We start from the raw sequence: 13,071 nt of genomic DNA on the forward strand, positions 1-13,071 counted from the left end.
GCCATGCAGAATTCCGTATCCATCAAGGACCTGTCTTTGAGTTTCGGCGCGGTCAACGTGCTGGAAAACCTCAATCTCGATATTGGCAATGGCGAGTTCCTCGTGCTGCTCGGCTCGTCCGGCTGCGGGAAGTCGACGCTGCTCAACTGCATCGCCGGCCTCTTGGAGCCGACCGGCGGTCAGATCTTCATCAAGGACAAGAACGTCACTTGGGAAGAGCCCAAGGACCGCGGCATCGGCATGGTGTTCCAGTCCTACGCGCTCTATCCGCAGATGACGGTGGAGAAGAACCTCTCCTTTGGCCTGCAGGTCGCCAAGATGCCGAAGCCGGAGATCGAGAAGCGTATCGCTCGTGCCGCCGAAATTCTGCAGATCGGCCCGCTTCTGAAGCGTAAGCCGTCGGAACTTTCCGGCGGCCAGCGCCAGCGGGTGGCGATCGGCCGGGCGCTCGTGCGCGACGTCGATGTCTTCCTGTTCGACGAGCCGCTCTCCAACCTCGACGCAAAGCTGCGTTCGGAGTTGCGTGTGGAAATCAAGCGGCTGCACCAGTCGCTGAAGAACACGATGATCTACGTCACCCACGACCAGATCGAGGCGCTGACGCTCGCCGACCGCATCGCCATCATGAAGAGCGGCGTCATCCAGCAGCTTGCCGATCCGAACACGATCTACAACGCGCCACGCAACATGTTCGTCGCCGGCTTCATCGGCTCGCCGTCGATGACTTTTTTGCGCGGCGAAATCGTGGAGAGGGACGGCAGACCAGTCTTCCATACGAACGGCGTGGATTTTTCGCTCGACGGCTACAACGCTAGCGAACCGCTCCAGGCCGGCCGCAAGGTCGTGCTGGGTGTTCGGCCTGAGCATGTGAAAGTCAACGAGGATGGTACCGGGTCCGAGATCCATCAGGCGACGGTCGACATCGAGGAACCGATGGGGGCCGACAATCTGCTTTGGTTGAAACACGCCGGCCATACCATGTCCGTTCGCGTCGCGGGCGCGCGGCGTTTCGCGCCGGGCACGGCGGTGCGGCTTTCCTTCGACATGGGGCTCGCCTCGCTGTTCGATGCGGGGACGGAGGAGCGGATCTAGAGGGCCTCCTCTGTCCGTTAACACCGTCTCCTCGCAGGCGGAAGGACGGCTGTTCGGCCGAGACATCGCTATTCTCTCTCCCTGCTTGCGGGGAGAGGGCCAGGGTGAGGGGCAAATGCTCCAAGCGCGAAGTTCAGAGATAACACTATGATCAAAACATCAGACATCACCGCCATCGACCTTTCGGGCATCTGGATCGTCACAAGCACCGACGCGGAAAAGACCGCTCCCATGCGTGTTCCCGGCGACGTGCACAGCGCGTTGCTTGCCGCCGGCCTCATCCCTGATCCCTATACCGGCCGCAATGAGCGGAATGTGCAATGGGTCGCCGAGAAGGACTGGACGATCGAGCGCACCTTCACGGTGACGCCAGAAATGCTGGAGGGCGACTGGTATCTCGATATCGGCAGCGTCGACACCGTCGCCTCCGTCTATGTCAACGGCGTGCTTGTGCTCGACACGGACAATTGCTTCCGCCGCTATCGACCCGATGTCACAGATGCTCTGAAGGCTGGTGAGAACACGCTGAGGGTGCTGATCCACTCGAGTATCGCTGCCGGTGCCGCGCGCCAGGCGGACCAGCCGTTCTTCATTCCCTGGTCCACGGGCAATTCGCCGATCCCGAACGGCAACATGCTGCGCAAGCCGCAATGCCATTTCGGCTGGGACTGGAACATTGCCATCGCGCCGCTGGGCATCTACGGCGAGATCGTGCTGCGCAAGCTTGAGGCCGCCCGCATCGAGCATGTGACGACGCGGCAATTCCACCACGCCGGTGGCGCGGTCGATCTCTACGTCACTGTCACCTTCCATGCCACGGGGCCGGGCATCCTGCCGGTGCATTTCGCGCTTGGCGAAGAGCGGGTGCGGCTCAATACCGGCGTCAGTGCCGGCGAGACCCAGCTGACGCACATGTTCCGCATCGAGAAGCCGGCGTTGTGGTGGCCGGCGGGGCATGGCGAGCAGGCGATCTATGTCGTGCGCGTGGAGACACCGACCGAGACCGTCGTGCGTCGCATCGGGCTCCGGCAAGTCGAGCTGGTGACGGACAAGGACGAGGCTGGAAGCCGTTTCGCGCTGAAGGTCAACGGCCGGGAAATCTTCTGCCGCGGCGCCAACTGGATCCCCGCCGACGCATTGCCGTCCCGCATCAATCCCGCCGGCGTGCGCGACCTGCTGCAATCGGCTGCCGACGCCAACATGAACATGCTCCGCGTCTGGGGCGGTGGTTTCTACGAGCCGGACTGGTTCTACGATCTCTGCGACGAACTCGGCCTGATGGTCTGGCAGGACTTCATGTTCGCCTGCAACCTTTACCCCTCGACCGTCGATTTCCTCGATAATGTCGCCGCCGAGGTGGATTACCAGGTCAAGCGTCTCGCCTCGCATCCCTGCATCGTTCTGTGGTGCGGCGACAACGAGCTTGTCGGCGCTTTGACGTGGTTCGAGGCGAGCCGCGAAAACCGTGACCGCTACCTTGTCTCCTACGACCGCCTCAACCGCACAATCGAAGTGGCGATGAAGAGGGCGGCACCCGGCGCGATCTGGTGGCCGTCGAGCCCGGCCTCCGGCCATCTCGACTTCGGCGATGCGTGGCATGCCGACGGCTCCGGTGACATGCATTACTGGTCCGTCTGGCACGAGAACAAGTCCTTCGACAACTACCGTACCGTGCGTCCGCGCTTCTGCTCGGAATTCGGCTTCCAGTCCTACACGTCCATGCCGGTCATGAAGACCTTTGCGGGCCTGAAGGACATGAACATCGCGTCGCCCGTGATGGAGAGCCACCAGAAGAATGCCGGTGGCAACGAGCGGATCGCGGGCACGATGTTCCGCTATTTCCGCTTCCCGAAGGATTTCGCGAGCTTCGTCTATCTCAGCCAGATCCAGCAGGGCCTCGCTATCCGCACCGCCGTCGAATACTGGCGCTCGCTGAAGCCCCATTGCATGGGCACGCTCTACTGGCAGCTCAACGACACCTGGCCGGTCGCCTCCTGGTCAAGCCTCGACTACGGCGGCAGCTGGAAGGCCATGCACTACATGGTGCGCCGCTTTTTCCAGCCCGTGGCCGTCGCAGCGATCCCGTCGAAGGACGGCGAGACCATCGGCTTCGCCGTCGTCAACGACACGGCCGAAGCCGTGACGGTAAAGCTCGAAACCTGGCTCGTCTCGCTCGCCGGCGAGCGCCGACCCTATCGCAGCGCGGAAGGGTGGTGCGGGCCGGACAAGGCCGAAATGCTGTTCTCCGTCTTTGCCGCTGAGCTGCCGGAAGACACGCTGCTCTTCTGGTCCTTCGAGGCCTCGAACGGCATGACGGGCGAGGGGCATCATGTCTCCGGCACCTACAAGGCACTCGACCTCGAAGCGTCCGGCCTGACACTCGACGTTGCACCGCGCGAGGATGGTCGTTTCGCTGTCACCGCCGCGGCAAGCAGCCTTGCGCTGCATGTCATGCTGGAGGCCGATGTCGCCGGCCGCTGGACCGACAATGCCTTCGACCTTACCGTCGGAGAGCGAAAGACCGTGATCTTCACGCCTGCCGAAAGCGGCGCGGTACCCCAATTTCATTGGCTCGATCTTCATTCCTGCCAGACTTCCCAAGACTGATACGAGGAGACTTCCATGCAGACCGTCAGCTTCCAGCTCTACAGCGCCCGCAACTTCCAGCCCTTCGCCGAAATCTTCCGCATCCTCGCTGATGCCGGCTACAAGCAGGTTGAAGGTTACGGCGCGCTCTACGCCGCGCTCGACGATGCCGCCATTCAGCAGGTGAAGGCCGATCTCGATCGCAACGGCCTCACCATGCCGACCGCCCATTTCGGCCTCGACATGCTGGAGGCGGAGCCGGAGCGCGTGCTCGAGATTTGCCGCACGCTCGGCATCGAGGCGGTTTACTGCCCTTATCTGTTGCCGGAGCACCGCCCGACGGATGCCGCGGGCTGGCATGTCTTCGGTGAACGCCTGCAGAAGGCCGGCGAGCCACTCCGCAAGGCAGGCCTTACCTTTGGATGGCACAACCATGATTTCGAGTTCTTCACGCTCGAGGACGGTTCCGTGCCGCAGGATCACATCTTTGCCGGCGGGCCGGATCTCGCCTGGGAAGCGGATATCGCCTGGATCATCCGTGGCGGGGCCGATCCCTTCGCCTGGATCCAGAAATACGGCAACCGCATCACCGCCGTGCACGTCAAGGACATCGCGCCGAAGGGCGAAAATGCCGACGAGGACGGCTGGGCGGATGTCGGCCACGGCACCGTCGCCTGGGGCGATCTCGCCAAGGCGCTCGCCGGCACGCCGGTCAAACACTTCATCGTCGAGCATGACAATCCCAAGGACATTACCCGTCTTGCCACCCGCTCGATTAAAACCATCAAGGCATTCTGAGGACTGATCATCATGAGCAAGGAATACGGAGTCGGCATCATCGGCTGCGGCAACATTTCGGGCGCTTATTTCAAGCTGATCCCGATGTTCAGGAACCTGAAGCTTGTCGCCTGCGCCGATATCAACCCCGCGGCCTCCAAGGCGCGTTCGGAAGAGTTTGGCGTTGAGGCGCAGGAGATCGACGCGCTGCTCGCCAACCCTGCGGTCGACGTCATCGTCAACCTGACGGTACCGGAGGCGCATTATCCCGTCTCGAAGGCGGCGCTGGAGGCGGGCAAACACGTCTATTCGGAAAAACCCTTCGTTCTCTCGATCGAACAGGGCGAGGATCTGCGCCGTATCGCCGACGCCAAGGGCCTCAAGGTCGGTTCGGCGCCGGACACTTACCTCGGTGGCTCGCACCAGTTCGCCCGCCACATTATCGATAGCGGACAGGTCGGCAAGATCATGTCGGGCACGGCGCATGTGCTGAGCCCCGGCATGGAAAGCTGGCACCCGAACCCGGATTTCTTCTTCGCTCCGGGCGGCGGGCCGATCCTCGATCTCGGCCCCTATTACGTCAACAACCTCGTCAACCTCGTTGGTCCCGTGAAGCGCGTCGTCGCACTCGCCAACAGGGCGCGCGAGGAGCGCATCATCGGCAATGGTCCGCGTCTTGGCGAAAAGGTGCCGGTGATCGTGGCGACGAACATCCATGCGATCCTCGAATTCGAGAGCGGCGCGCAGATTGCGCTGATGGCAAGCTGGGATGTCTGGGCACACCGCCACCAGAACATGGAACTCTACGGCACCGATGGCGCGGTCTTCGTGCCGGATCCGAATTTCTTCGGGGGCAAGGTTGAAGTCGCCGGCAACGACCGCGAGCCCAGGGAAGTGGAAGTCTGGGATCACCCGCTGACCGCCAAAAACTACGAATTCGACTGGGGCACGCAGGCCAACTACCGCGGCATCGGCCTCGCCGACATGATGGATGCCGTGGCGACCGGTCGCGACTATCGCTGCTCGCTCGATCGTTCGCTGCATACGATCGACGTCCTGACGGCAATTCTGCGCTCGGCGGAAGAGGGGCGGGCGATTGACATCGTGACGACCTGCACCCAGCCCGAAGCGCTCGGCATCGAGGAGGCGCGGGCGCTGCTGCGCTAAGCGTGCCGCTTTGCGAAATTGCGAACAAGCCGCCGGCAAAGGACGGATGTCCCTTGCCGGCTGGCGCGAGAGGGCTGTACGAAACAGTCCTCGATTCAAGCAAAGGAATTTGACCATGGCCTGGCAGCCGGCGGAAAACCGCTACGACACGATGATCTACAACCGCGTGGGACGCTCCGGCCTGAAGCTGCCGGCGATCTCGCTCGGGCTGTGGCACAATTTCGGCGATGACACACCGCATGACCGCAAGGTCGACATGTGCCGCACCGCCTTCGACCTCGGCATCACGCATTTCGACCTCGCCAACAACTATGGCCCGCCGGCTGGCTCGGCGGAAACCGCCTTCGGCGAGATCCTCCGTACCGATTTTGCACATCTGCGCGACGAGCTGATCATCTCCTCCAAGGCCGGTTACGACATGTGGCCGGGTCCCTATGGTGAGTGGGGCAGCCGCAAGTACCTCATCGCCTCGTGCGACCAGAGCCTGAAGCGCATGGGTCTCGACTATGTCGACATCTTCTATTCGCACCGCTTCGACCCGGAGACGCCGCTGGAGGAAACCTGCGGCGCGCTCGACCATATCGTGCGCTCCGGCCGCGCGCTCTATGTCGGCATCTCCTCCTACAATTCGCAGCGCACCCGCGAGGCCGCCGCGATCCTGAAGGACCTCGGCACGCCCTGCATCATCCACCAGCCGAGCTATTCCATGCTCAACCGCTGGATCGAAGAGGATGGTCTCGTCGATACGCTCGAGGACCTCGGCATCGGCTCCATCGTCTTCACGCCATTGGCGCAGGGCCTGCTGACGGCGAAATATCTTGGCGGCATACCGAGCGACAGCCGCGCGGCGCTGAACCACTTCCTGAAGTCGGAATCCCTCCGCCCTGAAATCCTCGACAATATCCGCAAGCTCAACGAGATCGCCGAGACGCGCGGCCAGACGCTGGCGCAGATGGCGATCGCCTGGGTGCTGCGCGGCGGGCGCATCACCTCGGCGCTGATCGGCGCCAGCCGTTCGTCGCAGATCGTCGATTGCGTCAAGGCGCTGGGCAATCTCGACTTCTCAGCCGCCGAACTGGCCGAGATCGAGACCCTTTCGAACGGTGCGGACGTCAATCTCTGGAAGAGCTCCGCCGAGATCGACTGATATTTTCGGGCCGCCCGGCAAAACCGGGCGGCCCTTTTTCAATTGCAATCTGACGTACGTGCATCATTTGGGAGGAAACAATGATCCGCAACCCGATCTTGCCGGGCTTCAACCCGGACCCCTCGATCTGTCGTGTGGGGGGGGACTATTACATCGCGACCTCGACCTTCGAATGGTATCCGGGCGTGCAGATCCATCATTCCCGCGATCTGGTGAACTGGACGCTGGTCAAGCGGCCGCTGGAGCGCAAAAGCCAGCTCGATATGCGCGGCAATCCCGATAGCTGCGGCGTCTGGGCGCCATGCCTTTCCTATGCCGACGGGCTGTTCTGGCTCGTTTTTACCGACGTCAAGCGCTTCGATGGCAACTTCAAGGATGCGCACAATTACATCGTCACGGCCTCCGAAGCGGGTGGTGAATGGTCCGATCCGGTTTACGTCAACTCCTCCGGTTTCGACCCGTCACTGTTCCATGACGAGGATGGGCGAAAGTGGTTTCTCAACATGCAATGGAACCACCGGCCGGAAAATCACAGCGGCGCGGCGCACGACGCGTTTGACGGCATCCTGCTTCAGGAATGGGACCCGACCACGAGGCGTCTTGTCGGCCCGGTGAAGAATATCTTTGCCGGTAGCCGGCAGGGGCTGGTGGAGGGGCCGCACCTCTTCCGCCGCGATGGCTGGTACTATCTGACGACGGCGGAAGGCGGCACGGGGTACGATCACGTCGTGACAATGGCGCGCTCGAAGACGATCGACGGGCCGTACGAAATGCACCCAGACGTCCATCTCATCACGGCCAAGGACCATTCGCAGGCGCCGCTCCAGCGGGCAGGGCACGGGCAGTATGTCGAGACGCCGGACGGGGAGGCCTATCATACACATCTCTGCGGCCGTCCGCTGCCGCCGCAGCGCCGCTGCACGCTCGGCCGCGAGACGGCGCTGCAGAAATGCGTGTGGCGCGACGATGGCTGGCTCTATCTGGAACACGGTTCGCCGGTGCCGGAAATCGAGGTGCCGGCGCCGCACGGCGCTGTGGCCATCGTGAAGCCGGACAGCGTTTCCTATGATTTTTCGGAGCGGGACTTGCCAGCGGATTTCCAGTGGTTGCGCACGCCGGAGCCGGAGCGGATCTTCTCGCTCTCCGCCCGGCCCGGTTATCTGCGGCTCTTCGGGCGCGAAAGCATCGGCAGTTGGTTCGAACAGGCGCTGGTGGCGCGCCGCCAGGAGCATCACGATTTCCGCGCCGAAACGGTGATCGAGGCGATGCCGGAGGTCTACCAGCAGGTCGCCGGGCTGACGCACTACTACAACCGCTACAAGTTCCACGCCCTCGGCCTGACGACGCACGAGACGCACGGCCGCGTGCTGACGATCCTGTCCTGCCCCGGCGACTACCCGGGTGGCAGCCTGACCTTTCCAGCCGGCAGCGGCGTGGCGGTTGGCGACGGCGCTCTGGAACTGGCGGCGGAGGTGCGCGGCAACGACCTCCAGTTCTTCTGGCGTCCGGCTGGAGCGGAGGCGTGGGCGGCGATCGGCCCGGTGCTTGATGCCGGTGTCGTTTCCGATGAGGGCGGGAGAGGGGAGCATGGCTCCTTCACCGGCGCCTTCATCGGTCTGTTCGCCTTCGATATCACCGGGCGGGCGATGCCCGCGGATTTCGAGCGGCTCAGCTACAAAACGCTGTCCTGATCAGCTTGCCTCGCGGATCCACAGCGGGAAGGGGTCCGGCAGGTTTGCCCAGCGCGTCGGCTCGAAGGCGTCGGCATCGACCAGACAGGCGTCGAGCCGGCGGCGGATATCGGCTTCATCCATAGGGTCCGCTCCGATGAAGACGAGTTCCTGCCGCCGGTCACCCCAGACGGGATCGGAATAGCGGGCGATGGCGTCGAGCGCCGCCTTGTCCTGCGGCCAGTGCTGGCGTGGCACGGAGGCCCACCAGAGGCCAAGCCGGCCGCTCCTGACAAGGGCGCCCGCCTGGCTCATCTCGCCGACATGGTGGGGGCGAGTGGCCAACCAGAAAAAGCCCTTGGCGCGGATGACACCCGGCCAGCTCTCATCGAAGAAGGCCTTGAGGCGGGCGGGGTGGAAGGGCTTTTGCGCCCGGTACACGAAGGAGCGAATGCCGTATTCCTCAGTCTCCGGCACATGGTCCTTGAAACCGTAAAGCTCCTTGAACCACAGCGGGTGTTCGCTCGCCTTCTCGAAATCGAAACGGCCGGTGCCGAGGATGTCGGTGAGTGCGACGCGGCCGAAGTCGGTCTCGATGATCTGCGCCGAGGCATTGAGGCCGCCGACGATCTGGCGGGCGGCGATGAGGTTTTCGAGCGGCGTCACGCCCGTCTTGTTCAGCACGACCACGTCGGCGAACTCGATCTGCTCGACCAGCAATTCCACCAGCGTGCGCGTATCGCCTTCACCGGCCGTCGTGCCGCGCTCGGCCAGAAAATCCTGGGAGCTATAGTCTTTCAGGAGATTGGCGGCGTCCACCACCGTCACCATCGTGTCGAGCCGGGCAACGTCCGACAGGCTCCAGCCGGTCTCGTCGCGGAAGTCGAAGGTCGTGGCGACAGGAAGCGGTTCCGAAATGCCACTCGATTCGATCAGCAGATAGTCGAAACGGTCCATCTCCGCGAGGCGGCGCACTTCGGCGAGCAGGTCGTCGCGCAGCGTGCAACAGATGCAGCCGTTCGTCATCTCGACGAGCTGTTCGTCCGTGCGCGACAGGTCCGCGCCGCCATCGCGAATGAGGGCGGCATCAATGTTGACCTCGCTCATGTCGTTGACGATGACGGCGACGCGCAGGCCGCTGCGGTTGTTCAAGACGTGATTGAGCAGCGTCGTCTTGCCGGCGCCGAGGAATCCGGAAAGCACGGTGACGGGGAGGCGGTTGTCCATGCGAAGTGCCTTTTAATGTTATACTATTACATTTGTTGCGCCGAAAAAGGCGGGATGATCCCGCCTCGTTCTTTGCGATGTCGTCCGGCCTCAGGCCGAGACGTCGTCGCGGCTCAGCTTGGCTGGCCAAGGCAATCGCGCAGCGACGTGGCAATGCTCTTCATCAGGGTGAAGTAGAGGTCCGGGCCGGGCTCCAGCGTGGCGGCTTCCGGGTCGAGCGTACCGGATTTGGCCGCAGTGCCTTCGATCACCACATTCACCAGCTTTGGTTCGAACTGCGGTTCGGCGAAGACGCAGGTTGCGCCCAGCGTCTTCACCTTGTCGCGGATTTGCGTCAGGCGCTCGGCACCGGGCAGGGTCTCCGGGCTGACGGTGATGGAACCGGCAGCATGCACGCCGTAGTGATGTTCAAAATACTGGTAGGCGTCGTGGAAGACGATGAAGGGCTTTTCCTTCACCGGTGCGATGGTGCCGGCGACTTCCTTGTCGAGAATGGTAATCTTGTCGTTCAGTGCGGCGAGGTTCTTGTTGTAGGTTTCCGCATTGGCCGGATCCTTTTCCGAGAGCACCTTCGCGGCCTCCGCGGCGATGGCGCGCGCATTGTCCGGGCTCAGCCAGAGATGCATGTCAAATTCGCCGTGCTCGTGGCCCTCATGGCCGGCTTCGCCAGCATGTTCGTGGCCTTCCTCGGCTTCCTTGGCGTGATCGTGACCGTCCTCGCCGTGGGAGTGGCCTTCGTGGGCGTCTTCGCCCTCGTGGCTATGTGCCTCGAACGGGCCACCTTCGCGGAACTGCAGCTTTTCGAGGCCGGGTGCGTCTTCGAGTTCGACGACGGTTGCCTTGCCGCCCAACGATTCCAGCGGCTTCTCCAGGAACGCTTCCAGCCCGTGGCCGACCCAGAAGACGACGTCGGCATCCTGCAGGGCTGCGGCATTCGACGGCTTGAGGGAATAGGTGTGCGGCGAGGCGGCACCTTCGACGATCAGGCCGGGTTCGCCGACACCCTGCATGATCGCCGACACGAGCGAGTGGATCGGCTTGATCGATACCACCACATTCGGGGTTTCGGCCCGCGCGGCAGAGGCGCCGGCGGCAAGGAGGGCGGTGGAGAGGAGAAGGGCGCGTACAGCCTTGTGCATCAAAAACTCCGCCTTGAATGTGAGCGTAATGTTATTACATCAATTGCGTTATGCTATAACGTGTGCCATATCCGATGGCAACAGGCTTTTTGGAAAAATGATGCTGCAAACCCCGACCAAGACCATTCAGCCGCTCGTCTCGCTTGCGGGTGTCGGCGTGCGCCGCCAGGGCCGCTGGCTCGTGCGTGGCGTGGATTTTTCGATCGCTCCCGGCGAGATCGTCACGCTGATCGGCCCGAACGGCTCAGGCAAGTCGACGACCGCAAAGGCGGCGATCGGCGTGCTGAAAGCGGATGAGGGCAGGGTGGAGCGCAAGGCCGGCCTGAAGGTCGGCTATGTGCCGCAGAAACTCGCCGTCGACTGGACCATGCCGCTCACCGTCGACCGACTAATGACGCTGACCTCGCCGCTCAAGGGTGCGGAGATCGACGCTGCATTGGAGGCGACGGGCATCCGCCATCTCGCGCGTGCCGAGGTGCAGCATCTTTCCGGCGGTGAATTCCAGCGCGCGCTTCTCGCTCGCGCGGTTGCCCGCAAGCCCGACCTGCTGGTGCTCGACGAGCCGGTGCAGGGCGTCGATTTTTCCGGCGAGATCGCGCTCTACGATCTCATTAAGACCATCCGCAACACGACGGGCTGCGGCATCCTGCTGATCTCGCACGACCTGCATGTCGTGATGGCCGAGACGGATACAGTGATCTGCCTCAACGGCCATGTCTGTTGCCGCGGCACGCCGGAAATCGTCAGCCAGAGCCCGGAATATCTCAAGCTTTTTGGCGCACGGGCTGGCCAGACGCTCGCTTTCTACAACCACAATCACGACCACACGCACCTGCCGGATGGCCGTGTGCAGCATTCCGACGGCTCGATCACCGACGACTGCCGGCCGGATGACGGCCATCACGTCGAAATCCTGCCGACCGGCGGAAAGGCCGGACCGATGCGTATCGTGCACACCCACGGGCCGAACTGCGGCTGCGGCCATGATCACAGCCCGGCGCCGACCGGCAGCAGAGGGGCGCGGCGCGATGCTTGACGATTTCTTCATGCGCGCGCTCGTCGCCGGCGTGGGGCTCGCCATCACCGCCGGACCGCTCGGCTGCTTCGTCGTGTGGCGGCGCATGGCCTATTTCGGCGATACGATGGCCCATTCCGCGCTGCTTGGCGTCGCGTTGTCGCTGCTGATGGATTTCAATCTGCTGATCAGCGTGTTCATCGTCGCTGCGGCCATTTCCATGCTGCTCCTGCTTCTGCAGAAGCGCGGCACGCTGTCCACCGACGCGCTGCTCGGCATTCTCTCGCATGCCACACTGGCGATCGGCCTCGTCATGGTGTCGTTCATGACCTGGGTGCGCATCGACCTGGTCGGCTTCCTGTTCGGCGATATTCTCGCGGTCTCGCGTGCCGATGTCGATCTCGTCTGGGGTGGCGGCACTCTCGTCACCTTCGCCATCGTCTGGATGTGGCGCCCGCTCATCGCCTCGACCGTCAACCCGGAACTGGCGGAGGCCGAGGGCCTGCAGCCGGAAAGGGCGCGGCTTGCCTTCATGCTGCTGATGGCGCTGGTCATTGCCATCGCCATGAAGATCGTCGGCATCCTGTTGATCACATCTCTGCTGATCATCCCGGCCGCGACAGCGCGGCGCTTTTCCACCAGCCCGGAAATCATGGCGGTGCTCGCCTCGGTCATAGGCGCGCTGGCCGTCGTCGGCGGGCTCTTCGGTTCCTTGAAATTCGACACCCCGTCCGGTCCCTCGATCGTCGTCGCAGCGCTTGGCCTGTTCGTTCTGAGCCTGCTGACGAAACAGAGAACGGGCGGAGTGGATCATTCGGCGGCAAGCCAGGGAGGTCAGGCATGACCACGCAATCATTGACGCGCAACCAGGGCCTCGTCTTCGACGTGCTGACGCATTCCGGCAGCCCGCTCAGCGCCTATTCCATTCTCGACAAGCTGCGCGACGACGGTTTTCGCGCGCCTTTGCAGGTCTATCGGGCGCTCGACAAGCTGCTGGAATTCGGCCTCGTGCACCGGCTCGAAAGCATCAATGCCTTCGTCGCCTGCGCGCATCCGGATGAGGGCTGTCACGCCCATGGCCTCACGGCCTTCACGATCTGCGAGACCTGCGGTCAGGTGACGGAGTTCCACGATCACATGATCGAGGACCGCCTGAAAGGCTTTGCCAAGGACCGCAATTTCAAGACCGGCAAGACGACGATCGAGATCCGCGGCACCTGCGCGGGCTGTGCATAGGTAAAATTGCGTCGC

At 63.1% G+C, this 13,071-nt stretch carries 11 protein-coding genes; 9 read left to right on the top strand and 2 right to left on the bottom strand.

Translation table 11 applies throughout. The features are described 5' to 3' along the window. Window positions 1–3 precede the first annotated feature (3 nt). The 6 genes from BSY16_RS04110 (at window position 4) to BSY16_RS04135 (ending at window position 8,460) form a co-directional block, all read left to right on the top strand. The gene (locus BSY16_RS04110; RefSeq protein ID WP_069058494.1) at window positions 4–1,092 is read left to right on the top strand and encodes an ABC transporter ATP-binding protein; all 1,089 of its coding nucleotides are present in this window, start codon (window positions 4–6) and stop codon (window positions 1,090–1,092) included. A 147-nt stretch (window positions 1,093–1,239) separates the two neighbouring features. Further along, the gene (locus BSY16_RS04115) at window positions 1,240–3,699 is read left to right on the top strand and encodes a beta-mannosidase (RefSeq protein ID WP_069058495.1); all 2,460 of its coding nucleotides are present in this window, start codon (window positions 1,240–1,242) and stop codon (window positions 3,697–3,699) included. A 15-nt stretch (window positions 3,700–3,714) separates the two neighbouring features. Beyond that, window positions 3,715–4,476: a sugar phosphate isomerase/epimerase family protein gene (locus BSY16_RS04120; RefSeq protein ID WP_069058496.1), complete on the top strand. Its 762-nt coding sequence runs from the start codon at window positions 3,715–3,717 to the stop codon at window positions 4,474–4,476. A gap of 12 nt (window positions 4,477–4,488) precedes the next feature. Then, window positions 4,489–5,622 carry a Gfo/Idh/MocA family protein gene (locus BSY16_RS04125; RefSeq protein WP_069058497.1) on the top strand — a complete coding sequence of 378 codons (1,134 nt, stop codon included), beginning with the start codon at window positions 4,489–4,491 and terminating at the stop codon, window positions 5,620–5,622. Between the two features lie 115 nt (window positions 5,623–5,737). After that, window positions 5,738–6,769: an L-glyceraldehyde 3-phosphate reductase gene (mgrA, locus tag BSY16_RS04130; RefSeq protein ID WP_069058498.1), complete on the top strand. Its 1,032-nt coding sequence runs from the start codon at window positions 5,738–5,740 to the stop codon at window positions 6,767–6,769. Between the two features lie 80 nt (window positions 6,770–6,849). Continuing rightward, window positions 6,850–8,460 (top strand): glycoside hydrolase family 43 protein, encoded by a 1,611-nt coding sequence (locus BSY16_RS04135; protein WP_069058499.1) that lies wholly within the window; start codon window positions 6,850–6,852, stop codon window positions 8,458–8,460. Here the strand turns inward: BSY16_RS04135 and BSY16_RS04140 are convergent, their stop codons facing one another. Both BSY16_RS04140 and znuA read right to left on the bottom strand, forming a co-directional pair. Continuing rightward, a complete protein-coding gene (locus BSY16_RS04140; protein WP_069058500.1) occupies window positions 8,461–9,666 on the bottom strand; it encodes a GTP-binding protein in 1,206 nt (401 codons plus the stop codon). It abuts the gene before it with no gap. Between the two features lie 113 nt (window positions 9,667–9,779). Then, a complete protein-coding gene (gene znuA, locus BSY16_RS04145) occupies window positions 9,780–10,805 on the bottom strand; it encodes a zinc ABC transporter substrate-binding protein ZnuA (RefSeq protein WP_069058501.1) in 1,026 nt (341 codons plus the stop codon). A gap of 100 nt (window positions 10,806–10,905) precedes the next feature. On the opposite strand from znuA, the gene BSY16_RS04150 reads away from it, so the two are divergent. Genes BSY16_RS04150 through BSY16_RS04160 form a run of 3 tightly spaced genes read left to right on the top strand, consistent with a single transcriptional unit; the run spans window position 10,906 to window position 13,056 of the window. Beyond that, window positions 10,906–11,841: an ATP-binding cassette domain-containing protein gene (locus BSY16_RS04150; RefSeq protein ID WP_069058502.1), complete on the top strand. Its 936-nt coding sequence runs from the start codon at window positions 10,906–10,908 to the stop codon at window positions 11,839–11,841. Then, a complete protein-coding gene (locus BSY16_RS04155) occupies window positions 11,834–12,664 on the top strand; it encodes a metal ABC transporter permease (protein ID WP_069058503.1) in 831 nt (276 codons plus the stop codon). Before BSY16_RS04150 ends, BSY16_RS04155 begins: the two co-directional genes overlap by 8 nt. Next, window positions 12,661–13,056 (top strand): Fur family transcriptional regulator, encoded by a 396-nt coding sequence (locus tag BSY16_RS04160; RefSeq protein WP_069058504.1) that lies wholly within the window; start codon window positions 12,661–12,663, stop codon window positions 13,054–13,056. The genes BSY16_RS04155 and BSY16_RS04160 overlap by 4 nt, the downstream gene beginning before the upstream one ends. Window positions 13,057–13,071: the final 15 nt, after the last annotated feature.

This window comes from Sinorhizobium sp. RAC02, from assembly GCF_001713395.1.
Taxonomy (GTDB): Bacteria; Pseudomonadota; Alphaproteobacteria; order Rhizobiales; family Rhizobiaceae; genus Shinella.